At 62.9% G+C, this 24,794-nt stretch carries 27 protein-coding genes and 1 pseudogene; 16 read left to right on the forward strand and 12 right to left on the reverse strand.

Features of this window, described 5'->3' with window-relative positions; all coding sequences use genetic code 11:
- Positions 1-67: 67 nt before the first annotated feature.
- Positions 68-838 (reverse strand): IclR family transcriptional regulator domain-containing protein, encoded by a 771-nt coding sequence (locus CGZ66_RS11385; RefSeq protein ID WP_095084101.1) that lies wholly within the window; start codon positions 836-838, stop codon positions 68-70.
- A gap of 121 nt (positions 839-959) precedes the next feature.
- Between CGZ66_RS11385 and CGZ66_RS11390 the strand changes: the two genes are divergently transcribed.
- The 7 genes from CGZ66_RS11390 to CGZ66_RS11420 all read left to right on the forward strand — a co-directional run bounded on the left by CGZ66_RS11390 (position 960) and on the right by CGZ66_RS11420 (position 8,790).
- Positions 960-1,817, forward strand: a complete 858-nt coding sequence (locus tag CGZ66_RS11390; protein WP_095084102.1) for a CoA transferase subunit A — start codon at positions 960-962, stop codon at positions 1,815-1,817.
- Positions 1,814-2,611, forward strand: a complete 798-nt coding sequence (locus CGZ66_RS11395; RefSeq protein WP_095084103.1) for a CoA-transferase subunit beta — start codon at positions 1,814-1,816, stop codon at positions 2,609-2,611. Before CGZ66_RS11390 ends, CGZ66_RS11395 begins: the two co-directional genes overlap by 4 nt.
- A gap of 1 nt (position 2,612) precedes the next feature.
- Positions 2,613-3,818, forward strand: a complete 1,206-nt coding sequence (gene pcaF, locus CGZ66_RS11400; protein ID WP_095084406.1) for a 3-oxoadipyl-CoA thiolase — start codon at positions 2,613-2,615, stop codon at positions 3,816-3,818.
- A 153-nt stretch (positions 3,819-3,971) separates the two neighbouring features.
- On the forward strand, positions 3,972-5,003 hold the full coding sequence (locus CGZ66_RS11405) for a BMP family protein (protein WP_095084104.1): 1,032 nt from the start codon (positions 3,972-3,974) through the stop codon (positions 5,001-5,003).
- Positions 5,004-5,282: 279 nt separating this feature from the next.
- Entirely contained in the window at positions 5,283-6,794 is a 1,512-nt protein-coding gene (locus CGZ66_RS11410; protein WP_095084407.1) for an ABC transporter ATP-binding protein, read from the forward strand.
- On the forward strand, positions 6,794-7,849 hold the full coding sequence (locus tag CGZ66_RS11415) for an ABC transporter permease (protein ID WP_095084105.1): 1,056 nt from the start codon (positions 6,794-6,796) through the stop codon (positions 7,847-7,849). Before CGZ66_RS11410 ends, CGZ66_RS11415 begins: the two co-directional genes overlap by 1 nt.
- On the forward strand, positions 7,846-8,790 hold the full coding sequence (locus CGZ66_RS11420) for an ABC transporter permease (protein WP_095084106.1): 945 nt from the start codon (positions 7,846-7,848) through the stop codon (positions 8,788-8,790). The genes CGZ66_RS11415 and CGZ66_RS11420 overlap by 4 nt, the downstream gene beginning before the upstream one ends.
- Before the next feature lie 28 nt (positions 8,791-8,818).
- Here the strand turns inward: CGZ66_RS11420 and CGZ66_RS11425 are convergent, their stop codons facing one another.
- A complete protein-coding gene (locus CGZ66_RS11425; protein ID WP_095084107.1) occupies positions 8,819-9,586 on the reverse strand; it encodes an SDR family NAD(P)-dependent oxidoreductase in 768 nt (255 codons plus the stop codon).
- Between the two features lie 292 nt (positions 9,587-9,878).
- On the opposite strand from CGZ66_RS11425, the gene CGZ66_RS11430 reads away from it, so the two are divergent.
- Together CGZ66_RS11430 and CGZ66_RS11435 are read left to right on the forward strand one after the other, a co-directional pair.
- Positions 9,879-10,034: a hypothetical protein gene (locus tag CGZ66_RS11430; RefSeq protein ID WP_095084108.1), complete on the forward strand. Its 156-nt coding sequence runs from the start codon at positions 9,879-9,881 to the stop codon at positions 10,032-10,034.
- A gap of 137 nt (positions 10,035-10,171) precedes the next feature.
- Complete coding sequence (locus CGZ66_RS11435) at positions 10,172-11,113, forward strand: LLM class flavin-dependent oxidoreductase (RefSeq protein WP_095084408.1); 942 nt, start codon at positions 10,172-10,174, stop codon at positions 11,111-11,113.
- A 16-nt stretch (positions 11,114-11,129) separates the two neighbouring features.
- On the opposite strand, the gene CGZ66_RS11440 is transcribed toward CGZ66_RS11435, so the two are convergent.
- A complete protein-coding gene (locus tag CGZ66_RS11440; RefSeq protein ID WP_095084109.1) occupies positions 11,130-11,804 on the reverse strand; it encodes a cysteine hydrolase family protein in 675 nt (224 codons plus the stop codon).
- Between the two features lie 232 nt (positions 11,805-12,036).
- On the opposite strand from CGZ66_RS11440, the gene CGZ66_RS41335 reads away from it, so the two are divergent.
- The 4 genes from CGZ66_RS41335 to CGZ66_RS11460 are packed head-to-tail and all read left to right on the forward strand — an operon-like array spanning position 12,037 to position 14,280.
- A complete protein-coding gene (locus tag CGZ66_RS41335; protein WP_280952795.1) occupies positions 12,037-12,165 on the forward strand; it encodes a hypothetical protein in 129 nt (42 codons plus the stop codon).
- Complete coding sequence (gene exbB, locus CGZ66_RS11450; protein ID WP_095084110.1) at positions 12,156-12,872, forward strand: tonB-system energizer ExbB; 717 nt, start codon at positions 12,156-12,158, stop codon at positions 12,870-12,872. The genes CGZ66_RS41335 and exbB overlap by 10 nt, the downstream gene beginning before the upstream one ends.
- A gap of 26 nt (positions 12,873-12,898) precedes the next feature.
- Positions 12,899-13,363 carry a TonB system transport protein ExbD gene (gene exbD / locus CGZ66_RS11455; RefSeq protein ID WP_095084111.1) on the forward strand — a complete coding sequence of 155 codons (465 nt, stop codon included), beginning with the start codon at positions 12,899-12,901 and terminating at the stop codon, positions 13,361-13,363.
- Positions 13,360-14,280, forward strand: a complete 921-nt coding sequence (locus CGZ66_RS11460) for a TonB family protein (RefSeq protein ID WP_095084112.1) — start codon at positions 13,360-13,362, stop codon at positions 14,278-14,280. Before exbD ends, CGZ66_RS11460 begins: the two co-directional genes overlap by 4 nt.
- On the opposite strand, the gene CGZ66_RS11465 is transcribed toward CGZ66_RS11460, so the two are convergent.
- The 6 genes and pseudogenes from CGZ66_RS11465 to CGZ66_RS11485 form a co-directional block, all read right to left on the reverse strand.
- On the reverse strand, positions 14,277-14,465 hold the full coding sequence (locus CGZ66_RS11465) for a hypothetical protein (RefSeq protein WP_167392053.1): 189 nt from the start codon (positions 14,463-14,465) through the stop codon (positions 14,277-14,279). The genes CGZ66_RS11460 and CGZ66_RS11465 overlap by 4 nt on opposite strands.
- A gap of 76 nt (positions 14,466-14,541) precedes the next feature.
- Positions 14,542-14,793, reverse strand: a complete 252-nt coding sequence (locus CGZ66_RS11470; RefSeq protein ID WP_095084114.1) for a hypothetical protein — start codon at positions 14,791-14,793, stop codon at positions 14,542-14,544.
- A 58-nt stretch (positions 14,794-14,851) separates the two neighbouring features.
- The gene (locus CGZ66_RS11475; RefSeq protein WP_095084409.1) at positions 14,852-15,097 is read right to left on the reverse strand and encodes a hypothetical protein; all 246 of its coding nucleotides are present in this window, start codon (positions 15,095-15,097) and stop codon (positions 14,852-14,854) included.
- A gap of 232 nt (positions 15,098-15,329) precedes the next feature.
- The gene (locus CGZ66_RS41730) at positions 15,330-15,521 is read right to left on the reverse strand and encodes a hypothetical protein (protein ID WP_245331062.1); all 192 of its coding nucleotides are present in this window, start codon (positions 15,519-15,521) and stop codon (positions 15,330-15,332) included.
- Between the two features lie 36 nt (positions 15,522-15,557).
- Positions 15,558-15,842: a hypothetical protein gene (locus tag CGZ66_RS41735; protein WP_245331063.1), complete on the reverse strand. Its 285-nt coding sequence runs from the start codon at positions 15,840-15,842 to the stop codon at positions 15,558-15,560.
- 173 nt (positions 15,843-16,015) lie between these two features.
- Positions 16,016-16,204 (reverse strand): annotated as a pseudogene (locus CGZ66_RS11485) (adenylate/guanylate cyclase domain-containing protein); the annotation flags it as partial.
- A gap of 277 nt (positions 16,205-16,481) precedes the next feature.
- Here CGZ66_RS11485 and CGZ66_RS11490 point away from each other — a divergent pair.
- Positions 16,482-16,946 carry a histidine kinase gene (locus tag CGZ66_RS11490; protein WP_425352276.1) on the forward strand — a complete coding sequence of 155 codons (465 nt, stop codon included), beginning with the start codon at positions 16,482-16,484 and terminating at the stop codon, positions 16,944-16,946.
- A gap of 29 nt (positions 16,947-16,975) precedes the next feature.
- Here CGZ66_RS11490 and ppk2 read toward each other — a convergent pair whose 3' ends face one another.
- Together ppk2 and CGZ66_RS11500 are read right to left on the reverse strand one after the other, a co-directional pair.
- Positions 16,976-17,800 carry a polyphosphate kinase 2 gene (ppk2, locus tag CGZ66_RS11495; protein ID WP_095084116.1) on the reverse strand — a complete coding sequence of 275 codons (825 nt, stop codon included), beginning with the start codon at positions 17,798-17,800 and terminating at the stop codon, positions 16,976-16,978.
- Positions 17,801-17,848: 48 nt separating this feature from the next.
- A complete protein-coding gene (locus tag CGZ66_RS11500; protein ID WP_095084117.1) occupies positions 17,849-19,483 on the reverse strand; it encodes a SulP family inorganic anion transporter in 1,635 nt (544 codons plus the stop codon).
- A gap of 129 nt (positions 19,484-19,612) precedes the next feature.
- Between CGZ66_RS11500 and CGZ66_RS11505 the strand changes: the two genes are divergently transcribed.
- The gene (locus CGZ66_RS11505) at positions 19,613-21,163 is read left to right on the forward strand and encodes a CYTH and CHAD domain-containing protein (protein ID WP_095084118.1); all 1,551 of its coding nucleotides are present in this window, start codon (positions 19,613-19,615) and stop codon (positions 21,161-21,163) included.
- A 49-nt stretch (positions 21,164-21,212) separates the two neighbouring features.
- Here the strand turns inward: CGZ66_RS11505 and CGZ66_RS11510 are convergent, their stop codons facing one another.
- Positions 21,213-22,856: a SulP family inorganic anion transporter gene (locus tag CGZ66_RS11510; protein WP_245331064.1), complete on the reverse strand. Its 1,644-nt coding sequence runs from the start codon at positions 22,854-22,856 to the stop codon at positions 21,213-21,215.
- 291 nt (positions 22,857-23,147) lie between these two features.
- On the opposite strand from CGZ66_RS11510, the gene ccoN reads away from it, so the two are divergent.
- On the forward strand, positions 23,148-24,791 hold the full coding sequence (ccoN, locus tag CGZ66_RS11515) for a cytochrome-c oxidase, cbb3-type subunit I (RefSeq protein ID WP_206073697.1): 1,644 nt from the start codon (positions 23,148-23,150) through the stop codon (positions 24,789-24,791).
- Positions 24,792-24,794 lie beyond the last annotated feature (3 nt).

Raw genomic sequence — 24,794 nt, forward strand, 5'->3', positions numbered from 1 at the left:
TGCCCGGCAGGGCAATGAGGGGCGGCGCCGACGATGAGGGCTTATTCCTAAGCTCGCAATGATCTCTTTAGACGACGAAAAAATCCTCGATGCGCTGCTTGGCCTCGAGCAGCGCCGGCAGGATTTCCCGTTCCATCTCCGCGACGGTGAAACGCGCGGACTGGGTCGAGACGTTGATGGCCGCGACCGTGCGGTCCGCGCGGTCGCGGATCGGCACGGCGATCGAGCGCAGGCCGAGCTCCAGCTCTTCGTCGACGACGGCAAAGCCATCCGCTTTGGCTTTGCCAATGGCATATGCCAGCAGCCGCGTGTCGGTGATTGTCTTTGGCGTCCGTTTCTCGATCGTCGCCTGGCCGAGAAATGCGTCCAATTCCTGGGGCGTCAGGCCGGCAAGCAGGACGCGCCCCATCGAGGTGCAATAGGCGGGCAGCCTGGTACCGACCTCGAGCGAGACGCTGAGGATGCGGCGGCCGGGAATGCGGGCGACGTAGACGACATCCTGGCCCGACAGGATCGCCGCCGAGCAGGCCTCGTTCAACTCAGCCGCCACTGCCCGCATGGTCGGGGCGGCGAAGCTCCATAGCGAGGCGCCGCCGAGCCAGGTGCGGGCGATGGTCAGCAGGCGCGGCGACAGCGAAAAGACGCGGCCGGCCTGGGTGGCGTAGCCTGTGGCGACAAGCGTCAATAGAAAGCGGCGGGCGCCGGCGCGGGTCAGGCCCGCCTCCTCGGCCATTTCCGTCAGCGTCATGCCAGAGGGATGCCGGGCCAGGATCTCCATGACGGCGAGGCCACGCTCGAGCGAACAGACATGGTCGCGGGAAGCCGCCTCTTCGTCCATCCCACCTCCCAGAACGATATCCTTGCCAGGATTGACTCAACCTCTCACCCAACGTAGAAAGTATCGCATATAAAACATATGTTCGCAATACGAACTTTCTTGAACCCGGGAGCCCGATGCGATGGTCAAGTTCCTGCCGCTCAAACAGGCTGTGGCCGAGAACCTGAACAATGGCGACTCCGTCGCCTTCGAGGGCTTCACCCATCTGATCCCGACGGCGGCGGCGCATGAGGCGATCCGCCAGGGATTTCGCGACCTGACCCTGATCCGCATGACACCGGACCTGATCTACGACCAGATGATCGGCATGGGCATGGCGAAGAAGATCATCTTCTCCTATGTCGGTAATCCCGGCGTCGGCCTGCTGCGGCGCGCCCGCGACGCCATCGAGAATGGTTTTCCCAGATCGATCGAGATCGAGGAACACAGCCATGCCGGCATGGCCAACGCCTATGAGGCGGGTGCTGCCGGCCTGCCCTGCGCGGTGTTTCGCGGCTATCGCGGTGCCGGGCTGGCAACGGTCAATCCGAACATCAAGTCGGTGACCTGTCCGTTCACCGGCGAGGTGCTGGCAGCCGTTCCTTCGATCCGGCCCGATGTCACCTTCATCCATGCGCAGAAGGCCGACAGGAAAGGCAATGTGCTGGTCGAAGGCATCGTCGGCATCCAGAAGGAAGCGGTGCTGGCGGCTAGCCGAGCGGTGGTGACGGTCGAGGAAGTGGTCGACACTTTCGACGATCTGCACCCCAATCTGACCGTGCTGCCGCGCTGGACGATCGCGGCGATCTCCGTCGTGCCCGGCGGTTCGCACCCGTCCTACGCGCATGGCTATTACGCGCGCGACAATGCGGCCTATCTCGAATGGGACGAGATCGCCGCCGACCGAGACAAATTCCAGGAGTGGATGCAGGCGAACGTCATCGAGAAGAGCGCCGACGATTTCGCGGCCCGTGTCGAGCATCTGAGGAAAGCGGCATGAGCGACAATCCGGACTTCACCCCCAACGAGATGATGACGATCGCCGCCAGCCGCGCGCTGCGGAATGACGATGTCTGCTTCGTCGGCATCGGCGCGCCGTCCGCCGCCTGCAACGTGGCGCGGCTGACGCATGCACCCGACATCACCTTGATTTATGAGAGCGGCACGATCGGCACCGCGCCAGACGTGCTGCCGCTGTCGATCGGCGATGGCGAATTGTGCGAAACCGCCGTCACCACGGTCGCGGTGCCGGAGATGTTCCGCTACTGGCTGCAGGGCGGCCGCATCTCGATCGGTTTTTTGGGTGCGGCCCAACTCGACAAGTTCGGCAACATCAACACCACCGTCATCGGCGACTATTTCCACCCCAAGACCCGGCTGCCCGGCGGCGGCGGCGCGCCGGAAATCGCGACGTCGTCGAAGGAGATCTACATCACCATGGCGCAGACCAGGCGCGGCATGGTCGAAAAGATCGATTTCTTCACCTCCTTCGGCCATGGCGAGGGCGGCGATCATCGAAAGCGGCTTGGCATCGACACCGCGGGCCCGACCTTGCTGATCACCGACCTCGCCATCTGGAAGCCGGACCCGGTGACCAAGGAATTCACGGTCGTGTCGTTGCATCCCGGTGTCACGCGCCAGCAGGTGCAGGAGACCTGTGGCTGGATGGTAAAGTTCGCGGAGGCGCTTGACGAAACGCCGGCGCCAAGCGAACTCGAACTGACGACATTGCGCGACCTGCAGGCCCGTACCAAGGCGGCGCATGAGGGAAGCGGAAAAGCAAAGGCTGCATGACATGGCCGAGGCCTATATCTGCGACTACATCCGCACGCCGATCGGCCGCTTCGGCGGCTCGCTGTCCTCGGTGCGCGCCGACGACCTTGGCGCCATACCCCTGAGAGCACTGGTCGAGCGCAATCCCGGTATCGACTGGCAGGCCGTCGACGACGTCATCTATGGCTGCGCAAACCAGGCCGGCGAGGACAACCGCAACGTGGCGCGCATGGCGCTGCTGCTGGCCGGTCTGCCAAAGGAGATCCCGGGCTCCACCGTCAACCGGCTGTGCGGCTCCGGCATGGATGCGCTGACCATCGCCGCGCGGGCGATCAAGGCCGGCGAGGCCGAACTGATGATCGCAGGCGGAGTCGAATCGATGAGCCGCGCGCCCTTCGTCATGCCCAAGGCCGACACGGCGTTTTCGCGCAACGCCGAGATCTATGACACCACCATCGGCTGGCGCTTCGTCAACCCGGTGATGAAGAAGCAGTATGGCGTCGATTCGATGCCTGAAACCGGCGAGAACGTGGCAGAAGAGTTCGCCATCTCCCGCGCGGCCCAGGACGCCTTTGCCGTGCGCAGCCAGGACAAGGCGGTCGCAGCGCAGGCCAACGGCCGGCTGGCCAAGGAAATCACGCCGGTGACCATCCCGCAGCGCAAGGGTGATGCGGTGATCGTCTCGAAGGACGAGCATCCCCGTGCCGGCACGACGGTCGAGGCGCTGGCCAAATTGCCGACGCCGTTCCGGCAGGGCGGCACGGTGACGGCCGGCAATGCCTCCGGCGTCAATGACGGGGCGGCTGCGTTGATCGTTGCCTCGGAAGCAGCCGTCAAGAAATATGGCCTGACGCCGATCGCCCGTATCCTTGGCGGTGCCGCCGCCGGTGTGGCGCCGCGCATCATGGGCATCGGCCCGGCGCCGGCGACGCAAAAACTGTGCGCGCGGCTTGGGCTTACGCCGCAGCAATTCGACGTTATCGAGCTCAACGAAGCCTTTGCCTCGCAAGGCATCGCCGTGCTGCGCCAACTCGGCATTACCGAGGATGCCGGGCACGTCAATCCGAATGGCGGCGCCATCGCGCTCGGCCATCCGCTCGGCATGTCGGGCGCCCGCATATCCGGTACGGCGGCGCTGGAGCTTCGCGAACGCGGCGGCCGCTATGCACTGGCAACCATGTGCATCGGTGTCGGCCAGGGCATCGCGATCGCGCTCGAACGGGCCTGAGCGGCAGCCTCTTCTTGGCCGGCTAAGATCGAGGCTGATTCGGGCGCGCAAATTTGACCATGTGGACAAAAGTGCGGACCCGTTCCATAGTTCCCTGTCTGACATTTTCACGAACAGCCGGCTCGACACGGCTGTCGAACAGAGGGGAATGCAATGGAAAACCGGAAGAATAGAATCCAGATAAAACGCGAAGGGCTTTCGCGACGCAATGTGCTGGAATTGGGCGCGCTTGGCCTGGCTGCGGCCATGCTGCCAGGCGCCGCCTTCGGCAAGGACAAGAAGCTGAAGGTAGCGGCGATCTTCGCCACGCCGATCGAGGAGCCATGGGACAACCAGATCCATGTCGCCTTGCAGAAGGCCGAGAAGGAACTCGGCATCGAGTACAAATGGTCGGAGAAGGTGCAGACAGCCGATTTCAGCCGCGTCATGCGCGAATATGCACAAGGCGGCTACCAGCTGGTGCTGGGCGATGCCTTCGCAGCCGAGCGTGAATCGCGCCGCACCGCCAAGCAGTTCCCGAAGACTGCCTTCCTCTTCGGCTCCGGCGCCGGACCGGCGGAACCCAATTTCGGCGTCTTCGACAACTGGATCCACGAGCCGGCCTATCTGTCCGGCATGATCGCCGGAAAGATGTCGAAGTCGGGCACGATCGGCGCTGTCGCGGCGATGGGCATTCCGGAAGTGAACCGGCTGGTCAACGCCTTCTTCGCCGGCGCCAAGGAGGTCAATCCCAACATCAAGAAGAAGGTCGCCTTCATCGGTTCCTTCTTCGATCCGCCGAAGGCCAAGGAAGCGGCGGTCGCGCAGATCGACGCCGGTGTCGACGTGATCTATGCCGAGCGTTTCGGTGTCATCGAAGCGGCGGTGGACAAGAAGATCCTCGCCATCTCCAACATGTCCGACCAGTCGAGCCTCGGCCCCGACACGGTCATCACCGGCCCGGTCTGGGATATGTATCCGACCGTCCAGCAGGCGATCAAACTCGTCAAGGCCGGCGTCTTCACCGCGCAGGACTATGGCGATTTCTCGCGCATGGCCAAGGGCGGTTCGCAACTCGCGCCCTACCACAAGTTCGACAAGACGCTGCCGGCGGACGTCAAGGAACTGGTCGAGAAGAAGAAGGCCGAAATCCTCGAAGGCAATTTCCGCGTCGACGTCGACGAGAACACGCCGGTTTCGGATTGATTTTTCTCACCCTCCCCTTGTGGGGGTGAGCAGCCGGTTCGCCGCAGGCGAATTCATCGTGCCAGTGGCACGATGAAAGGCTAGCGAACGCCGGGACGCTGCGAAGCAGCGGGGACCCGGAAGGGCTTGCCAATTATCAGCCCAGCCCTTCGCAGGCTCAGGGCGTTCGAAACTCGAAAAGCCAAGCAATTGGCTTTTCGTCCGCCACGCGGACCGTTGCTCACCCCCACAAGGGGGAGGGTGAAGAGCTGCGCCAACGCCATCTCACCGGGAGCCATCTTGCCCGCCCTACTCATCGAAATGCGCGGCATCACCAAGAGCTTCGGCGCCGTCAAGGCGAACGAGGCCGTTGATCTCAGCGTCGCGCCGGGCGAGATTCTCGGTCTTCTGGGCGAGAATGGCGCCGGCAAGACGACGCTGATGAACGTGCTGTTCGGCGCCTATGCGCCCGATGCAGGCGAGATCCTCATCCAGGGCCAGCCGGTGCGGATCTCCAGTTCGGCCGATGCGCTGGCCGCCGGCATCGGCATGGTGCACCAGCATTTTCATCTGGCACCCCGGCTGACGGTGCTGGAGAATCTGCTCATCGGCATATCAGGCAGATCGGGGCGGATCGATCGCGCCGGCGGGCTGGGGCGCCTGGCGGAGATCGGCCGCCAGCATGGGTTGACGCTTGATCCCGACCTTCCGGTGTCGGCGCTGTCGGTCGGCGAGCAGCAGCGGCTCGAAATCGTCAAGGCGCTGTTTCGTGGCGCCAAACTGCTGATCCTTGACGAGCCGACCGCCGTGCTGGCGCCAACGGAGGTCGACGGGCTGTTTTCGGCGCTCCGATCGATGGCGGCGCAGGGCCTCGGCATCATCTTCATCTCGCACAAGCTCAATGAAGTGCGGGCGCTGACCCATCGCTGCACGGTGCTGCGGCATGGCCGCGTCGCCGGCCGTGTCGATGACCCCGCCAACACGACATCGGCCGCAATGGCGCAACTGATGTGCGGCCACGAGATCGTGCCGCCGGCGAGGGGGGCATCGACCCCCGGTGGAGCGGTGCTGACGCTCGACGGCATTTCGACATCGCGGCATTCGGGCACGGCGTTGCGCGACGTGTCGCTTGCCGTCCGCGCCGGCGAGATCCTCGGTATTGCCGGTGTCTCGGGCAATGGTCAGCGCGCCCTGGCGGAAGTGATCTCCGGCGTGCGTGTGCCCGACGCCGGCCAGATGACCATCGCCGGCCAAAAGGTGTCGCGGTATTCGCCGCGCGAGGTGCAGGCGCTCGGTCTCGGCCGCATCCCGGAAGACCGCATGACGACCGGGCTGGTCACCAACCTGCCGCTTGCCGATTCGATGGTGCTGCCGCGCATCGGCACGGCGGCGTTCAGCAGCAGGGGCCTGCTCAAGCCAGATGCGATCCGTGCCTTCGCCGAGGCGCAGATCAAGGCCTATGACATTCGCTGCCCCGGACCGATGACCCGTGCCGGGGCGCTGTCGGGCGGCAATCTGCAGAAAGCGCTGCTGGCTCGCGAACTCGCCTTCGATCCGAAGGTGCTGATCGTCTCGCAGCCGACGCGCGGCCTTGATATCGGCGCTGCCCGCTTCATCCACGAAAAATTCCTCGACATGCGGGCCAAGGGCTGCGGCATCATCGTCATCGGCGAGGATCTCGAGGAACTGCTGGTGCTCTGCGACCGCATCGCGGTGATGTATGAGGGCCGAATCGCCGGCACGCTCGACAGCGCCGATGCGACGGTGGCCCGGCTTGGGCTGATGATGACCGGCGCGGAGGGGCACAGCTGATGTTTCGCCTGGAAGTCCGCGTCTCGACGCCCGCCTGGTTCAATTTGGCCCTGCCGCTGCTGGCGATCGCAGCCACGCTTGTCCTGTGCAGCGGCCTGATCGCGTTGGCCGGCGCCGGCGTCATCGAAGCCTATGGCGTGATGTTCACGGCCTCGCTGGGCGACAGCTACGCGATCACCGAAACGATGGTGCGTGCCGCGCCGATGATCTTCACCGGGCTGGCGGTGGCGGTCGCCTTCCGAGCAAAATTCTGGAACATCGGCGCCGAGGGGCAATTGCTGGCCGGCGCGGTGGCAAGCTGCTTTGTCGGCGCGATCCCGATGTCGGGACCGCTCGCCATGCTGTTGATGGCGGTGGCCGGTGCCGCCGCCGGCGCGGCGGTTGCCTTGGCGCCGGCGACACTGCGGGTCAAATTCAAGGTCGATGACGTGGTCAGCTCGCTGCTCCTCAATTCGGTCATCTACTATGCGCTGATGGCGCTGATCGAAGGGCCGTGGAAAGACAGTTTCAGCGGCTATCCGATTTCGCCGCCGATCGAGGATTCGGCCAACTTTCCGGTGCTGCTCGAAGGCACGCGGCTGCATCTCGGCGTTGTCGTGGCGCTGCTGGCGGCGCCATTGATCTGGTTCCTGATCGTGCGCACGACGCTCGGCTTCCGGATCAGGGTCACCGGCGAGAACCCGGAAGCCGCACGCTATGGCGGCATCCATGTCGAGCGGGTGCTGATCTCGACCGCGCTGCTGTCCGGGGCTCTGGCCGGGCTCGCTGGGGTCGGCGAGGTCGGCGGCGTGCATTTCCAGGTCATGAGCGACATCTCGCCGGGCTACGGCTATTCCGGCATCGTCGTTGCCATGCTGGCGCGGCTCAATCCGCTCGGCGTGGTGCCGGCGGCGATCTTCCTGGCCGCCGTGATGACCGGCGCCGAGGCGATGTCGCGCGCGACCGGAGTGCCGGCCTTCCTCAGCGACGTCATCCAGGGCACCGCATTGCTTGCCATGCTGGTGGCGCTGCTGTTCACCGCCTACCGCATCCGCCGCGTCGGAGTGGCCCGATGAGCGCGGTGTTCGAACAGATCTTTCAGGTCGGCTTCCTGGCCGCGATCATCCGCATCGCCACGCCGCTTGCTTTCGCGACGCTTGGCGAAATGTTCTCCGAGCGCGCCGGCGTGCTCAATCTCGGCATCGAAGGCATCATGCTGTTGTCGGCGATGACCGGCTTCACCGCCACCAGCCTCAGCGGCAGCCTGTGGCTCGGCGTGCTCGTCGCCGTGCTGACCGGCATGCTGATGGGTGCGCTGCATGCGCTGTTCACGGTGGCGCTGGGCCTCAGCCAGCATGTCTGCGGCATTGGTGTCACGCTGTTCTCCTCGGGCCTCGCCTATTTCCTCTATCGGCTGATCTTCGGCCAGCAATCGGTGCCGCCAAGCATCAAGGGGTTCGAGACGCTGCCTGTCCCGGTCCTCTCCAGCCTCCCGGTGCTCGGACCGGCGGTGTTCAACCAGTTTGCGCTGGTCTACATGGCGATCCTTGCCATTCCGCTGGCCGCCTTCGTCCTCTACCGCACGCCCTGGGGCCTGTCGGTGCGCATGGTCGGCGAAAATCCGCGCGCCGCCGATTCGGCCGGTGTCAGCGTCATCGCCACGCGTTTCCAGGCGGTCATCCTCGGCGGTGCGCTGATGGGGCTGGCCGGTGCCTTCCTGTCGATGGCACAGTTCAACGCCTTCACCTTCGGCGTGGTGTCGGGGCGCGGCTGGGTAGCAATCGCGCTGGTCGTGTTCGGCCGCTGGGATCCGTGGCGTTCGGCAGGGGCTGCGCTGCTGTTCGCCTTTGTCGATGCCTTGCAACTGCGTATGCAGGCGAGCGGGCTGGGGCATATCCCCTACGAGGCATTCCTGATGCTGCCCTTCATCTTCACGATAGTCGCCATGGCTGTCATGTCGCGCAACGCGGTGGCGCCGTCGGCCCTGCTCAAGCCGTTTCGTCGCGAGGAGCGCTGACAGCCAAGGGCTGTCAGCGTCCAGCTGGTCACATGGCGGTAAAGCCGTTGTCGACGAACAGATGCGTGCCGTTGACGAAGCTGGATTCGTCGCTGGCCAGGTAAAGCGCGGCCCTGGCCACCTCTTCCGGCTCGCCGATACGGCCCTGCTGCGCCGCCAGTGCGGCGTCTGAGACATCGATGCCGAGCCGACCGAGATCGGCAACCTCGCGCAGGCCGTGCGGCGTGCGGATGAAGCCGGGGCAGACCGCGTTGCAGCGGATGTTGCGGTCGCGGAACTCGACGGCGATGGCGCGCGCGAACATGTGGCAGGCGCCCTTGGTGGTGTCGTAGAGCACCTCCATCGGCGTCGCCGCCACCGCCGAGATCGACGAGGTGCAGACGATCGAGCCGCCACCGGCCGATATCATGCCGGGCAGCACGGCGCGCGTCATCAGGAACATCGAGCGCACGTTGACGGCATGCAGCCAGTCCCACTCCTGCACCGTCGTCTCCAGAAACGGCTTTATGACGATGGTGCCGGCATGGTTGAACAGGACGGTGATCGGGCCGAGTTTTTCGGTCGCGCCCTCCACCGCCGCCTCGACCTGAGTTTCATCGGACACGTCGGCGACCCAGTGTTCGGCTATGTGTCCCCGCGCGCGGATCGCCGCCGCGGTTGCGGCGGCTGCTTCGCCATTGCGGTCGATGATCGCCACCTTGGCACCTTCCGCGGCGAACAGCTCCGAAGCCGCTCCGCCCATCCCCGTCGCGCCGCCCGAAATGATAGCGACCTTGCCGGCCAGTCTCGCGCCCATTTTCCTGCTCCCCTGTCAGACGATTTCGTGTTTGCCGATCGGGGCGATGCTATCGCGCGCGCTCCGGGCGGCCAATGCATGATTTGGGTGCAGCGAGGACAAGGCCACAGGCTCCATTCAGGGCGAGAGCAATGCACGGCGTGACGGTCGAGCTGTGGCCAAAGCACGCCATCCCAGCAACTCGGTACCAATTCCTGATCAGATGTCAGAAAATTATTCTACCCATGTTCGAAAAATAGCAATCGACAAAGTCTACAAGTTTTATAGATTAACCGGCAAGACGGAGGTCGATATGTCCTATATCCAGAACGCCCAGACGGATCGCAGCAGCCAGCGGCTGGTCAACGCCCAGGCCTTTCGTCCGGCCTATGCCGGTGCTTTCGCCTATATCGTCTTTGCCCTTGCGTTCGTGTTCACCGGGGCAGTTGTTCTGGGCCTCATTCCCTGAGTCGTCAGATCGACCGGGACTAGCCGCCAACGCTTTCAGGCAATCGGAGTTGAATGAACCGGATCCTCGGTGCGCTCTCGCGCGGCTGGGGTTCGAATTTCACAGCATCAGTGATTCCAGAGATGGAGGAGATGGCAATGCCGATCGAGTTCACGCATGTCCCCAGCAAGACCGCCGACGCCGCTGTTCCCTTTTTCTACGACTTTGCCGAGACCGCGACCAAGCTCGGGCTGATCGAGGATGGCGGCTTCAGAAAGATCGTCGTCGACGATTCGGCCGGGCTGTTGACCAATATGGATCTTGCAGCCCAGGTGCTGGACCGGACGTCGTCGCTGGAAGTCGTGCTCACCCACTGGGCGGGCGTGGTCGAACCGACGGTGGCGGCGCGCCAGCTGGCGTCGATCGACAGGAAGAGCGGCGGACGGCTGGCGCTCAGGATGATCAGCGAACCGCTGAACGACGACGATGCCGAAACGCGGCCGGTCGGGCACACGGTCATCTGGCAGCGCATTGACGAATATCTGGTGCTGTTGAAGCGGCTGTGGTCGAACGACCGGCCGTTCGACCATGAAGGCGCGTTCTACAGCATCAAAGGCGGTTATGTGCCGCGCAAGGGTCCGCACGGCGCCGATCTCGTCATCCGCATGGGCGGGCAGTCCGGAACGGCGCTCAAGGTGACCGGTCGGCATGCCGATGTCTTCGAACTGGCGCCAGGCTCGATCGACGAGGTCCGGCAACTGATGGAGCGCGTGCGCGGCGCCGCAGCCGAACATGGCCGAGCCGGCAAGCTTCGCTTTGCGCTTCCGGTCAGGATTCACCGGGGCGCTTCCGCCGCCGGCTACAAGGCAGTCGATGTTGCCGGGCCGCCGGCCCAGGCGGCCCTGTCGCTGCTGGCCTATGCAGCTCTCGGGATCGATGAATTCATGACTGTCGGCGTCGACACGCCGCGCGAGATCGCAACGGCCGGCCGTGAAACGATCGCCCTGCTGCGCAATTCGCTGGCGCGTCGTGAGGCGGAGGTGCCGCAGCCCGGGGCATATGCGCCGCGCGTGCCGCAAGTGGTGCGTGCAGCGGGCTGAGCAGGCGCCCTTGGAATCAACCTGTCGCGCCACTCAGCCGCGACAGGCCTTCGATGACGGCGGCAGACTCCGCCAGCGCGCCGAAGACGCCGTCCTCGACCGTCACCATATGAAGCGCGGCCTCATGGGCCTTTTGATCGCCGCTGGCACAGGCATCGGAAATCGTCAGGCACTGAAAGTTGCGGTCGCAGGCCTCGCGCAACGTGGTGTGGACGCAGACATCCGTCGTGCAGCCGGTAAACATCAGATGTGTGATGCCTTGCGCGCGCAGCACAAGCTCGAAATCCGTATAGGTGAAGGCGCTGTTGCAGGTCTTGTCTACGATAATGTCCTGCGGCGCGACGTCGATCTCTGGAACGATCTGAAATCCCGGGCCTGAACGAAGCAGGATCTCGGTGCCTTCGAGACCGGCGCGCTTGCGGCGCCATTTCTCGTAAGGCGTCATGTCGGCCATGTCAGCCCGATAACCCTGCCTCGTGTGGATGATCCTGACACCGGCCTTGCGGGCGGCGGCGATCAGCCGGCCCACGGTCGGCAGGATCGCCCTCAGCGGCGAGGGGTCATATCCCTGCCTGGCAAAATAGCCCGTCGTCGACAGGAAATCCTGCTGCAGGTCGATGACGACAAGCGCGGTGTTTTCGGCGGCCAGCCTGCCGTCATAAGGGAAGTCGAAGGGCGTCGCCTTGATCATCTTTGGCTCCCGGTTTTTGGACCGGCACCATAGCACTTTGCAACAACGCGACGACACCAGATGCCGGCGGCGCGGATCCGAATTTCGCGCCGATATTGACGGTCGCGACCAATTATTGATCGTTACACTCACCTTCAATGTTGACTAGCAATATCATGTTTTATAATCAACCTGGCATCGGCCTGCCGACAACCAGTATCTGGAATTGCGGCGGCCGTACTGGAGAAGAGCCATGACCGTGGCTGGAATTGATGCCCAGACGGCCTTCCACATCGACGCGGTGCGCTTTGCTGTCGGCGAGCGGACGCTGCTCGCTCCGGTTTCGCTCGATCTGGAGGGCCTTCGACAGCAATGGAACTGACCTTGCCGCACGATCTGTCGCCATGGGGCATGTTCATGGCGGCCGATATCATCGTCAAGGCGGTGATGATCGGGCTGGCCTTCGCCTCCCTCGTCACCTGGACGGTATGGCTGGCGAAATCGCTGGAGATTTTCGCCGGCAAGCTGCGCATCCGTCATGCCGTACGGGCGATCAGCGATGCCGCCACCTTGAAGCAGGCCAGCCGTGCGCTCGACGGCAGCAGCGGCCCCGGCGCGCTTCTGGCGCGGGTGGCGGAAGAGGAGGTCGCACTCTCGGCCGGAGCGCTCGATCATGTCTCGGGAGACGGACTGAAGGAGCGGGTCACCTCGCGCCTGTCGCGCATCGAGGCGGCGGCGTCACGGCGCATGTCGCGCGGCACCGGCCTGCTGGCGACGATCGGCTCGACCGCGCCATTCGTCGGGTTGTTCGGTACCGTCTGGGGCATCATGAACGCCTTTATCGGCATCTCGCAGGCGCAGACCACCAATCTCGCTGTGGTCGCGCCTGGCATCGCCGAAGCGCTGCTGGCCACGGCGATGGGTCTTGTCGCTGCCATACCGGCTGTCGTCATCTACAACGTCTTTGCGCGCTCGATAGCCGGCTACCGGCAGATCCTCGCCGACGCCTCGGCGGGTGTCGAACGGCTGGTCAGCCGTGACCTCGACTTCCGCAGTGTCGCGCCGGCAACGGCGATGGCCGCGGAATGATGGTGGCGGACTAGCGGAGCAAGGCCATGGCAAGGAGAATCCGACAGACCATGGACGATCTCGAGGAAAGCCACGAGATCAACGTCACCCCGTTCATCGATGTCATCCTGGTGCTGTTGATCATCTTCATGGTCGCCGCACCGCTGGCGACGGTGGATGTCAATGTCGATCTTCCGGGCTCGACCGCTACGCCCGCGCCGCGGCCGGAAACACCGTTGTTCCTGACGCTGAAGGACGATCTGACGCTGGCGATCGGCAACGACCGTGTCCCGCGCCCGGCTTTCGCCGCCACGTTGGACAGCAGGACGAAGGGCGACAAGCAAACGCGCATCTTCCTGCGCGCCGACAAGGCGGTGGCCTATGGCGACCTGATGGAGGCGATGAACCTGCTGCGCCGGGCGGGCTATCTGAAGATCGCGCTGGTCGGCCTGGAAACGGGTCCCGCGGCCGATGCCCCGGCGCCCGCCACCACGAGAGCAGCAGTGCCATGACGCAAGCGGCCGCCTTGCCCTTGGTCGAGTTGTCGCGCTTCAGCCGCCGCGACCTTGGCTTGTGGGCGGGTGCGGCCGCGCTGGTGCTTGGAGCCCATGTCGCGGTCGCCTATGCCGTGCAGACCTTCAGCATGGTCGAGGAAGCCGATGGCGGCCCGCCACCGGCCCAAGTGATCGAGATGGCGCCGATGGTGGTGATGCCGGCGGTCGAGGAACAGGTGGCCGCGCTGGACGCGGTGACACCCGATCAGACCGAACCGACGCCCGCGTCCGAGAAGGCGCAGCCGGTTGTCGACCGGCCGCAAGTCGTCCCGCCCGACGAGATCGAACCCACCCGGACCGAGGTGGCTGAACAGGTCGACCAGCCGCCGCCGGATGAGGTCGCCCCCGATATTGCCGAGGCCGTCGCACCCGACGTGACTATTCCATTGCCACAACCCAAGCCGGTCGAGGCCCACAAGGACAAGAAACCGGTCGAGGCCAAGGCGAAAACGCCTGTCGACAGACCAAAACCGCGGCCGAGGAAGGAGACGGCGGCGCCGCCGAACACGGCGAGCATCGCCAGCGCCGATGCGAGGCCGGCCGCCAGGACGGCCGCGCCGAAGTCGGCGGAATCGGCATCGCGGTCCGGCGATTCCAGCAAATGGGACTCCCGCCTGGGGGCCTGGATCAAGCGGCACACGCGCTATCCCAGTTCAGCCAAGGCCCGAGGCGTGGAAGGCAAGCCGTATGTCGCCTTTACGGTCGACTCGTCGGGCCGGGTCCTGTCTGCCAGGCTCACCCGTTCCTCCGGGGATGCCGATCTGGACCGTGCTGCGCTCGCCGTGCTGCAAGGCGCCACCGTGCCGGCACCGCCGCCGGAACTCGGCGCACGCCAAAGCCGCACGGCACCGTTCGTGTTCAGCCTGCGCAACTAAGGTCTGTTGATATTCAGATGAGGCCGGCCTGCAAATGCAATCAAGGCCGCAATGGCGGCCGCATCGGACGGCCTACCCTTGATGATGTTGGCGACCTCGGTATCGGCCTGTTCGAACCAGTAGACCATGTCGGCGCTGCCGAGATCTGCGGCGGATCTTTTCAGCAGCGGCAGCAGGCCTTGCAACGCGCACAGTGTCTCCCAACGGTCTGGCCGGAGGATCGAACCTGCCGCCGCGCATGCGGCTGGCGCTTGCATGCGGCTACGCTCTCCTTGCGTGAGCGCGATTGTCCTTTGGCTGCGCCTTCGGGTGCCGCGGGTTGCCGCTGAGCTGCGGATGCCTGGCCGGCCGTGCGCCGCGAAGGACGTCGAAGGCTTCGGCATAGGCCATGCCCAGCAGATAGGAGATCATGGGAAAGCGGCTTGCTTCAGCCATCTGCACGAGCTCATTGGTCATCGACGAGATGTATTGAAGACTATCGATCTCCGACTGACGTAAAGATTGGTTTGGCACGTGCTTCTCCTGTCATCTGGTGGAACTCAGGGAACGCGTCACTGGCATACTAAGCCGACTAATTAATTGACCGACCCACCGGAGGCGGGCAGATTGCGGTGTCGATATGGTCGGTGAGGCGAACGAGACCAAGCAGGCGGTCGATCGCCGAATGTCCGAGCGCGGCGGTGGGGCATGCCGACGGGCCATGATTGGTCGCCGCAGGCATCATGTTCTGGCCGATATACCCGGCCTGCGAAAAGAAGACAGTCTGCGTGCCGGCGGCAATCGTCAGCTTCGGAGCGGGGGTCGCTTTCTTGGCCATTTTCATCCCTTCTTGACCCTCATGGGACCCGTTGAAAGACCCAAAAACGGGGATTCACGACAAGAAAGGTAAGGTCGAAAGAGTTAACGGTTTGTTAAAATTGTAGTAATGAAGCGCGCAAAAGGCGGTCTTGCGACTTATCTTTCCTGACGGTTAAGTGTAAAATATCGATTTTGTTCAGATGCAGAGTTTGACAATCGTTGGTATGCGCTCTTTTGGTGCATTTTTATTCTTATTTAGCGTAAACAGCGTGGCCGGGAGGGCTTAGCCCGTCCCGCGTGAGGCTGACCACCAGCTGGTCGACGCTCGGATCGTCGAGCCTGACGACATGTGCCATGCTGATGGCGTGCCTCGGGCGGATGTTGGATATGTCGTGCCGCATGATGACGGACACGAATGCCGGCCAAGCCTCGGTCAGAAGCATGGCCTTGCCCGTCAGCGTCGGTTCGGAGATGGGGGCCTATTGCACGGAGATCAGCGACGGCTCGCCAGTCTGGCGGCGGTTGATGCCGCTGAGACAAATCCAGTTCAGACGCGAGGTCGCCTCCCGATGGTGGTTGCCGCGCGCCTGTGCCCATGCCGATGCCCGCCGTCCGACCATCCGGTGACCCTTCTGATAGGTGACCGGTTCGGCTTCGCGCCGCACGAAGGTCACCGATCGCATCAACAGGCCGGGGCGGTGCGGAATCGAAATATAGGTGAAATAGGTGCCTCCCGCGATCGATGGACTGGGAGGGCGCATCATCTGAGGGAACAGGCTCTCGGAAATTGGCGGCAGGCCACGCCCCCTGGGCTCGGGGACGCCGGGATCCCGGTACAGTTCAGCTTCATCGATCCGGAAGTAAGTCGCATATCAGCTTGGCGGTGGCCTTGTTAGGAACGGTCTGTGCTTGCAGGTAGCGTTCGAACTGCGGTAACGACGCCCTCCAGGCGCGCCGCGATGTTGACGCCGTCACCCACGAGGTCGCCGTCGCTTTCCTCAACGACGTCTCTTGTGTGGATTCCGATGCGAAACTCAATAGGGCGCTCGATCGTAACACCTGCATTGCGTTCGAGCATGGCGGTCTGCACCTCGATGGCGTAGCGCACCGCGTCGACGATCAAGCGACCGGTCGTAGCGGCATCGCTGTCGCGGCACAGTCTGCCGCCTGTCGCGAATTGACCTTGATGTCCCCAGATGCCACTATGGAACGGTAGCTGATTGCGAAGACAAGACTTCTTGCCGCGGCGGCCGATCCCCTTGAACGCGCGGCTGGCAGCCTGCCTTAGTCGACTACCCATGCTGATTTGCGTCTTGCGGTTGGGTGACATGAATTGAGCCCAACGAACGAGACCGGCGACTGCTTTGGTGTTCAATTCTCAAACGGCTCGGATGGAGGAGCAAATGGCCAAAGACGTAGACACAAGTGCAGCCCCGCCAAGTGCTGAGCAACTGCGACTGGCTCTTCTGAAGGAGCAGATGGCAGAGGTAGACAAGCAGGAAAAACTGCGAGCGAGAGAGAATGAGGAACTCACTAAGTTTACAAACAGTTTCCTGAAGGACCAAGTGAATGACGATGAAATCGCAATGGTCCGCCGCCTGGTGATGAACGCTGTCAAGAATGGCAAGTACGAAGCACTAGTATACAGTTTCCCTTCGGACCTGTGTACCGACAGCGGCCGAGCCATCAACAGCTCTGATCCGCAATGGACCGAAACCCTCCAGGGTAAAGCCAAGCAATTCTACCAGCGCTACTTGGACATTGGGAAGCCGCAAGGTTACAAGCTCAAAGCCATGGTTATTAACTTCCCGGGTGGAGTTCCCGGTGACATCGGCCTGTTCCTCAATTGGGCGCCGGAACGCAAATAAAAACTAGTGGTGGTTTCTGAAGTGGCTGGTCAGAACACGCCCGGAACCACGTTGCGCGGAGTTGCATCGTCCACGAAGTCGTCGGGTCGCTTTTGGCGTTTGCTGAAGTTCGGTTTTTCGAACTCGACGTGCTCATAGGGGATTGAGCTCAGAATGTGCGAGATGCAGTTGATGCGCGCGCCCTTCTTGTCATTCGACGGCACGATCCACCAGGGCGCATGCCTTGTGTCTGTTGCACGGATCATTTCGTTGTAGGCGTGGGTGTACTCCCACCAACGATTGTATGACTCAATATCCATCGGGCTCAGTTTCCACTGCCGAAGGGGGTCGTCGGCACGCTGCCGGAAACGCCGTTCCTGCTCTTCCTCGCTCACATCGAGGAAGTATTTGAGCAACGTTACGCCGCCTTCTACAATGGCGGCCTCAAGAGTCGGTACCTGTTCGAGAAAGCGTCGCGCCTGCTTGTCGCTGCAGAAACCCATGACGCGTTCGACGCCGGGACGGTTGTACCAGGAGCGGTCGAATATGACGACCTCGCCTGCCGCAGGAAAGTGCGCGAAGTAGCGCTGCATATAGAGTTGGGTCTTCTCCCGATCGGTCGGCGCCGGCAGCGCGACGACCCGAAACACCCGCGGGCTGACCCGCTCGGTCAGGCGCTTGATCACTCCGCCTTTCCCGGCGGCGTCACGGCCCTCGAAAACGATCGCGATGCGGGCGCCAGTCTTCTTCACCCAAGCCTGAAGGTGAGCAAGCTCAACATGCAACCGGGCGAGTTCTTTCGCATAATTTTTCCCTTCCGATTTTTCCTCCACATGCTCAGATACGACCGCCGACTTGTTCTTCTTCTTACCCATGGGTTCCTCCCTTCAACACAACTCACACGGTGCAAATTCCTTGAAACGTCATGCGCGGGCCTCGAACGCATGATACGCGTCTTCGAGAATGTCGAAAACCATGTCGGAGCCAATGTGCTCGATTACGCCGGCCCGAACAAGGATGTCCCGCGCTTCGGCATGAAGGTCCGCCAGGCCAAACCTGATCCCGCGATTGCGCAATTCGTCAAATAGCTCCTCCAGCATTGCCGCTGCCGAGCTGTCGATCTGGGAAATTGCACTTGCATCGATCAGCAGCCAGCGGGTGTCGATCGGCAATTCCTCGGCAATGGACCGCAGCCGCGATGCGACGTAATCGGTGTTGAAGAACAGCAGGCTGCCCTGGACAAGGCAAACGGCAAGGCCGGGCACCTGACGGGCCTCGGGCGTTCGATGCAGTTTGTAGAAGCCGTCATGGCCTGGAACACGGCCGAGCATGGCGTCGCGGGGAAACATCAGCTTGCACAGAACATAGACGAGCGTCGCACCGATCGCGATGACGACCCCGTTGAGCACGCCCAGACCGATCGGACCCCACATCGCGATGAGCGCGAAGACGAACTCCATGCGGCTGATGCGCCAAATCTGCCTAAGGGCCGCGAGATCGATCAGGCTGATTGCAGTAGCCGCAAGAATCGCCCCGAGCGCAGGGATCGGGATAATCCTTAGGGTCTGCCCGAGAAACAGCAGTGTCGCGATCAGGGTCACGGCAGCCACGATGCTCGAAACTTGCGAGCGCCCGCCAACGGACAAGTTAACCGCCGTGCGCGAGTCGGAGGCCGTAACCGGGAAGGCGCCGAAAAGGCTCGCGGCTATGTTCGCAGCGCCAAATCCGATGAGTTCGCGATTTGGATCGACCGGGTAGCCGCCTATTGCCCCAAAGCTGCGGGCCGTAATGATGCCGGCGCCGTAGCTCACGACGAAGATCGCCGCAGCGCCGAGGACCAGCGTCTGGATCGGAAGGCCAGCAATCGCTGGCAACGACAACGAGGGCAACCCTGTCGGAATATCGCCGACAACCGCAATGCCGCGTCCTTCAAAGTCGAAGACGGCTGAAAGCACTACGGCGAGGACCACAACCAGCACTGGCCCGGGAACCGGAAAACGCATGATCCGTACGATCTGCAACAAACCGAACATCCCCATGGCCAGCAGGAGAGACTGCCAATGTATCGATCCGGCCTTGCGCAGAAGTTCGAGGACCGGTCCGAGCAGGCCTTCCGCCTCGATCTTGACTCCGGTGAAGCGACCGATTTGCCCGATCAGGATCGAAAACGAGATACCGATGAAGAACCCAGTCAGAATGGGGCGCGAGAGGAAGGTCGCAAGAACGCCGAGCCGAAGCACCCACGCCGCCAGGCAAAACAGCCCAACGCCTAGCGCAAGGACTGCTGCGACCGCTGTTCGGTCCACTTCGAGCCCGACTGGCACGCTCGCTGTAACGGCAACTAAAACCGCCGCGAGCACCGTCATCGTAGCCGCGTCCGGGCCGACTATGAGCTGACGCGAGGGGCCAAAGATCGCGTAGGCCACCAGCGGCGCGATACTCGCGTAGATGCCGGTCTCTGGCGGCAGGCCCGCTATCGCGGGGTAGGCGATGGCACTGGGAAGCCCAACCGCGGCAACTGCAAGCCCGGCGGAAACATCGCTTCGCACCCAGCCCATTTGATAACCGTAAAGACTTGTAGGCACGGAAAGGCGCAAGCCCACCGGGTTGAATCCTTAGCTGGCATAGCAACTTTATTAGCGTAAACTAAGTCTACAGATTTGTAAAAGGCCTGACAACAATCAGCCATGAGCGAGATCGAGTTAAAATTTCTCCTCGACGAACTGACGTCGACCCAACTGAGCGCGCGCGTGAAGGCGCTTAAGCTGGCTACTGGCCGCCCGAAAACCAGGACGCTCAGAAGCATCTATCTCGACACCCCTGGTCATGCGCTGAAGAAGTCAGGAGTCGCGCTCAGACTCCGGCGCGACGGGCGACGTTGGATACAGACCGTCAAGACCAAGCCAGAGCTGCATGGCGGCCTGTCGCAGGTTGGCGAGGTGGAGAATCCGGCTCCGGGCGGACGGCTATGTCTCGAAGCGATTCCCGACGCAGCGGTCCGGGAGGAGGTCATTCGCCGCGTGAACGGCGCGCCGCTTGAGCCCGTCTGCGAGACCGTGATCAGGCGTTCCGTCAGCGAGCTGTCCCTTGAGGACGGCACGCGTGCGGAACTGGCAATAGACATCGGCGAAATCCACGCGGGGGAGCGCTCGGCCGAGTTGCGTGAACTCGAGATCGAACTCATCGAGGGCAACCTGGGCGGACTGTTCGACATCGCGCATCTTCTGTTTCCTGACGGGGGCCTGAGGTTCTCCTGCCTTTCCAAGGCGGCGCGCGGCTATCTCCTCGCGGAACAGGGATGGATCGACCCGCCGCTCGCGCCCCGCAATGCCGAGGACGTTGCGCTCGATCGGGCTCAGATCGCCGAGCAGGCGGCACGCGACGTCCTTCGCGAGTGCCTCGAGCAGATCGCCACGAATGTCGTGGTCATCCGGAAGCTGGACGATCCCGAAGGGCCGCACCAGTTGCGGATCGGCCTGCGCCGATTGCGAAGCGCGTTCTCTGCCTGCGGTTCCGTTCTGAAGAGCCCGGAAATGACGCGGCTCAACATGGAAGCCCGCTGGCTTGGTCAGGAGGTCGGGCGTCTCAGGGATATCGACGTGGTGGCGAACGACATCGTGCGACGGGAGGCCGAGGCCCACGTGGATGAACCGGGTTTGCCGCCCCTGGCCGATGCTCTCTCGCGGCAGGCGGGGCGGCAGTGTGATCACCTTCGCAAGCTTCTCCCCGAGGCGCGCGTGCAGGCGTTCCTGATCGACTTGGCGCGGTTCGTGGAGGCGCGAGGCTGGCTCGTTCCTCAGGATTTTGGCCAGACCGAGCGGCTTGCAGCGCCGGTCGTCGAGTTGGCCGGCAAGGCACTCAGCAAGCGCTGGAAAAAGGTTAGCAAGCGCGCGCACGGACTTGAGACCTTGACGGTTGAGCAACGCCACGACCTGCGGAAACAGCTGAAGACGCTGCGCTATGCGGTTGAGTTCTTCTCTCCCTTGTACCCGGCGAAACGTGTTGAACAGTTCCTGAAGCAATTGAAGAAACTTCAGGCGGTCTTCGGCGACCTGAACGACGCGGCGATGGTCAGAGCCATGTTGACGGGGGCGGAAGCGCACGGCGCCGGCGATCCGACCGCGCAACGCGCCATCGGATGGGTGATCGGGGCGAGCCAGGCGCGTGCCGAATTCGGCTGGGCTGGCGCAAAAACCTTGTGGGAAAACCTGGATGAGATCCGCCCCTTCTGGAAGTAACTCGGCACCGCGACCGACATGTCTGACACAAGCGCCAATGGGTGCCTAATTAGTCTTGGTTGAAACGCGTCGTATAATGCTGAATGGCCGCCCGAACATTGGAAAATAAGCGCTCGGGTCCCAGCCGATTGGCGAAGCCTGAGGCCCGGATGTATTCAAGTACGCTGGGGTTCAGCCCTACCAGCCAACACGTCACGCCTTGCTCGGTCATGCGGCGTTCACCCTCCATCAACATCTGGAGGGCTGAATACTCGATGTCGAAAACCCGGCTCATGTCGAGCGCGAGGACACGCGGCTTATGCTCGGCGACCAGGGTCTGGATCCGATCCGCGACCCGTTGAGCATTGGCGAAGAAGAGCCGTCCCTCAGGCCGAAGGATCAACAGGCCCTCGAATGTCTCGTCGTCCGGGTGCTCGGACGACAACGGCCGGAGTACGTCGGCTCCCCGTTTGCGGCCGATAACGTAAACGTTTGGGTTCGCCGCCTGACTGGCCAAGCCCGCCAGCGACAGGACAATCGCCACGACGATTCCCTGGAGCGTGCCGAAGGCAAGCACGCCAAGGAAGGCCGCCAGCGCCCATCGAAACTCCATTCGCCGGACCTTGCGGATGGAGATGAACTCGGCCGGCTGAATTAGTCCAATCGAGTAGACGATCACGATTGCCGCCAGCACAGCCTGGGGCAACAGGCTGAGCAGAGGGGCAAGCAGCAGCATGGTGGCCGCTGCGGCGGCGGCCGTGACGAGCGACGCCATCTGCGTGTGTCCGCCGACCGCGCGGACCACGGCGGTCTGGGAGGTACCACCCCCCGCCGGCATGGCGCCGAACAAAGCGCCTGCCAGGTTGGCGGCGCCAGTTGCAAGAAGCTCGCGGTCGGGCTTGATGGGTGGCTCGGCGGGGTCGGCAAAGGCTCGGCCGGCGGCGATCGTTTCGGTGAAGCTCATCAATGCGATGCCGAGAGCGCCGGGCAAGAGTTGCTGGACAAGGCTGAGACTGGGCAAGGTGACCGACGGAAGCGACTGTGGAATGAACCCCACGGTGCCAACGCCCAAGGAATCCAAGCCAAGGAACCACGAAAGCACGATCCCGGCGCTCACCACTACGAGGGGAGCCGGCGAATGGGGCCAGAACCGCTCCATCGCCAACAGCGCGAGTATTGCCGCGATGGCGATGATCAGAGTGAGCACCGACATGTCGGGCAAATGGTGCGCCACACTCAAAATGTCGCGCAGGAAGCCTTCCTTCGCAATGTGCACGCCAAGCAGCTTCGGCACTTGATCAAGTACGATCACAAGGCCGATGCCGGCCTTGAAGCCGGTTAGAACGGGAGACGAGATGAAATTGGCGATGAACCCGAGGCGAAGCACGGAGGCCCCGATCAGCAGGGCTCCGGTCAGCGCGGTGAGCGTCGCAGTCGCGGTGATCAGCCTGCCCGGGTCACCGTCCGGAACTGCGAGCCCGAGCTGTGTCCCGGCGAGGATCGCAAGGGTGGTCGTAGAGCTTACACTCAGGACACGCGATGTGCCTAGCAGCGCGTAGACGATCATCGGCACGAACGCCGTGTAAAGCCCGATACTTACCGGCAGGCCCGCAACCGTCGCGTAGGCCATCGCCTTAGGCAGGACGACGGCTGCGGCCGTCAAACCTGCGACCACATCGAGGCGTTGGACTGCAACGACCGAGGGTGTTCTCACGCCGCTTTGCCAGCGCTCGTTAATCGAGCGACCTTAGTGTCAGTTTTGGGTTCTCAACATAGCGCGTAACTCCTCGGCAAGGAAGAGCGCTCAATTACGCGCCGTCCTGGGCTCTAATCAGTTGGCAGTGCGGTCCGCCTACAAATGAAAGCGGATGAGGCAGCGGCAGCTTGACGGGCGGGCGATCCAGTGGTGCCGGGCAGCCGAAACTATTCTGGACAATGCGGTAACAAGGGGATCATATAAATGCGCGTAGGCGTATTGTGTTCAACCAAGTGGGGGACACTTGATATGGTTGCACAGCTCACAACAGGCGAACGCCAGCTTGCGATCGTTGTTCTCTCGCTTGTCGCCCTCCTAGGGCTGGCCATGGCTGCCGCCGGGCGCGCAGACCCAATCGGCGTGCATGGCTTCATCGTTTTGGCAATTTGCTGTGGTCTCATTTTTGTGGTGCTCGGCGCGTATTACGCACCGGAGCCGTCTCCAGAACGGCTGGAGCATTACTATGACGACCCCAGCAAGGTCGGCATTGTGCTCACCATGGCCTGGGCGGTGGTCGGGATGTTCCTCGGCGTCTGGGTCGCAAGCCTGCTCGCGTGGCCGGACCTGACCTTCGATGCAGCGTGGGCGAGCTTCGGCCGCCTGCGCCCCGCCCATACCAGCGCCGTCATCTTCGGGTTTGGCGGCAACGCGCTGATCGCCACCTCCTTCCACGTTCTCCAGCGCACGTCCCGGGCGCGGCTGCCGGACCAGTTCAGCCCATGGTTCGTGCTCATCGGCTACAATCTGTTCTGCGTGGTCGCGGCGACCGGCTACTTCATGGGCGTGACACAATCGAAGGAATACGCCGAGCCTGAATGGTATGCTGATATCTGGCTGGTCGTCGTCTGGGTAACGTATTTTGCCATCTACATCCGCACGCTGGCGCGGCGAAAGGAACCGCACATCTATGTCGCCAATTGGTACTATATGGCCTTCATCCTGGTTGTTGCGATCCTCCACATCGTGAACAATCTTGCCGTCCCGGTATCGTTCGGACACGCCAAGAGCTATTCCGTTTTTTCAGGTGTCCAGGATGCGATGGTTCAATGGTGGTACGGCCACAACGCCGTCGCGTTCTTCCTTACAGCCGGCTTTCTCGGCATGATGTATTACTACCTGCCAAAGAGGGCCGGGCGGCCTATCTATTCCTACAGGCTTTCCATCATCAGTTTCTGGGGCATCACCTTCATGTACATGTGGGCGGGTTCCCACCACCTGCTTTACACGGCGTTGCCACAATGGGTTCAGACGCTGGGCATGACCTTCTCGCTGATCCTGCTGGTACCTTCCTGGGCTTCGGCCGGAAACGCACTCGCCACGCTCAACGGCGCCTGGCACAAGGTCCGCGACGATGCGACCCTGCGCTTCATGATGGCCGCGGCGGTCTTTTACGGACTGACCACGTTCGAGGGGTCGTTCCTGGCCATTCGCCCGGTCAACTCGCTATCCCACTACACTGACTGGACCGTCGGACATGTACACGCCGGCGCGCTTGGGTGGGTCGCGCTGATAACGTTCGGCTCGATCTACTGTATTGTTCCGTGGCTCTGGAAGCGCGAGCGTATGTATTCAGCGCGGCTGGTCGAAGTCCATTTCTGGTTGGCCATTATCGGAACGGTTATCTATGTCTTCGCGATGTGGAATTCGGGCATCATCCAAGGCCTGATGTGGCGGACCTACAACGAGAACGGAACGCTGACCTACTCCTTCGTGGAGTCCATGGTCGCCATGCATCCCTACTACATCGCGCGCGCCTTTGGCGGTCTTCTGTTCCTGATGGGCGCTATCGTCGGTTCCTACAACATCTGGATGACGATCCGTGGCGAGGCGGAGGTCGCCCCTGAGTCCGCAGACCTCCCCGAGCCCAGGCTCGCGTCCGCGCCGGGGGAGTAGGAC

The sequence above is a fragment of the Mesorhizobium sophorae genome (assembly GCF_002270415.1).
Taxonomy (GTDB): domain Bacteria; phylum Pseudomonadota; class Alphaproteobacteria; order Rhizobiales; family Rhizobiaceae; genus Mesorhizobium; species Mesorhizobium sophorae.

What these genes read in the sequence shown, in the direction of transcription:
- CGZ66_RS11425 (WP_095084107.1), bottom strand. Translation starts at nt 9,586, where the DNA reads ATGGGCGCGAGACTGGCCGGCAAGGTCGCTATCATTTCGGGCGGCGCG.
- ccoN (WP_206073697.1), top strand. Translation starts at nt 23,148, where the DNA reads ATGGTTGCACAGCTCACAACAGGCGAACGCCAGCTTGCGATCGTTGTT.
- ppk2 (WP_095084116.1), bottom strand. Translation starts at nt 17,800, where the DNA reads ATGGGTAAGAAGAAGAACAAGTCGGCGGTCGTATCTGAGCATGTGGAG.
- CGZ66_RS11430 (WP_095084108.1), top strand. Translation starts at nt 9,879, where the DNA reads ATGTCCTATATCCAGAACGCCCAGACGGATCGCAGCAGCCAGCGGCTG.
- CGZ66_RS11505 (WP_095084118.1), top strand. Translation starts at nt 19,613, where the DNA reads ATGAGCGAGATCGAGTTAAAATTTCTCCTCGACGAACTGACGTCGACC.
- CGZ66_RS11475 (WP_095084409.1), bottom strand. Translation starts at nt 15,097, where the DNA reads ATGGCCAAGAAAGCGACCCCCGCTCCGAAGCTGACGATTGCCGCCGGC.
- CGZ66_RS41335 (WP_280952795.1), top strand. Translation starts at nt 12,037, where the DNA reads ATGACCGTGGCTGGAATTGATGCCCAGACGGCCTTCCACATCGACGCG.
- CGZ66_RS11385 (WP_095084101.1), bottom strand. Translation starts at nt 838, where the DNA reads ATGGACGAAGAGGCGGCTTCCCGCGACCATGTCTGTTCGCTCGAGCGT.
- CGZ66_RS41735 (WP_245331063.1), bottom strand. Translation starts at nt 15,842, where the DNA reads ATGATGCGCCCTCCCAGTCCATCGATCGCGGGAGGCACCTATTTCACC.
- CGZ66_RS11500 (WP_095084117.1), bottom strand. Translation starts at nt 19,483, where the DNA reads ATGGGCTGGGTGCGAAGCGATGTTTCCGCCGGGCTTGCAGTTGCCGCG.
- CGZ66_RS41730 (WP_245331062.1), bottom strand. Translation starts at nt 15,521, where the DNA reads ATGCTTCTGACCGAGGCTTGGCCGGCATTCGTGTCCGTCATCATGCGG.
- CGZ66_RS11415 (WP_095084105.1), top strand. Translation starts at nt 6,794, where the DNA reads ATGTTTCGCCTGGAAGTCCGCGTCTCGACGCCCGCCTGGTTCAATTTG.
- CGZ66_RS11440 (WP_095084109.1), bottom strand. Translation starts at nt 11,804, where the DNA reads ATGATCAAGGCGACGCCCTTCGACTTCCCTTATGACGGCAGGCTGGCC.
- CGZ66_RS11405 (WP_095084104.1), top strand. Translation starts at nt 3,972, where the DNA reads ATGGAAAACCGGAAGAATAGAATCCAGATAAAACGCGAAGGGCTTTCG.
- CGZ66_RS11460 (WP_095084112.1), top strand. Translation starts at nt 13,360, where the DNA reads ATGACGCAAGCGGCCGCCTTGCCCTTGGTCGAGTTGTCGCGCTTCAGC.
- CGZ66_RS11490 (WP_425352276.1), top strand. Translation starts at nt 16,482, where the DNA reads ATGGCCAAAGACGTAGACACAAGTGCAGCCCCGCCAAGTGCTGAGCAA.
- exbD (WP_095084111.1), top strand. Translation starts at nt 12,899, where the DNA reads ATGGCAAGGAGAATCCGACAGACCATGGACGATCTCGAGGAAAGCCAC.
- CGZ66_RS11395 (WP_095084103.1), top strand. Translation starts at nt 1,814, where the DNA reads ATGAGCGACAATCCGGACTTCACCCCCAACGAGATGATGACGATCGCC.
- CGZ66_RS11420 (WP_095084106.1), top strand. Translation starts at nt 7,846, where the DNA reads ATGAGCGCGGTGTTCGAACAGATCTTTCAGGTCGGCTTCCTGGCCGCG.
- exbB (WP_095084110.1), top strand. Translation starts at nt 12,156, where the DNA reads ATGGAACTGACCTTGCCGCACGATCTGTCGCCATGGGGCATGTTCATG.
- CGZ66_RS11435 (WP_095084408.1), top strand. Translation starts at nt 10,172, where the DNA reads ATGCCGATCGAGTTCACGCATGTCCCCAGCAAGACCGCCGACGCCGCT.
- pcaF (WP_095084406.1), top strand. Translation starts at nt 2,613, where the DNA reads ATGGCCGAGGCCTATATCTGCGACTACATCCGCACGCCGATCGGCCGC.
- CGZ66_RS11390 (WP_095084102.1), top strand. Translation starts at nt 960, where the DNA reads ATGGTCAAGTTCCTGCCGCTCAAACAGGCTGTGGCCGAGAACCTGAAC.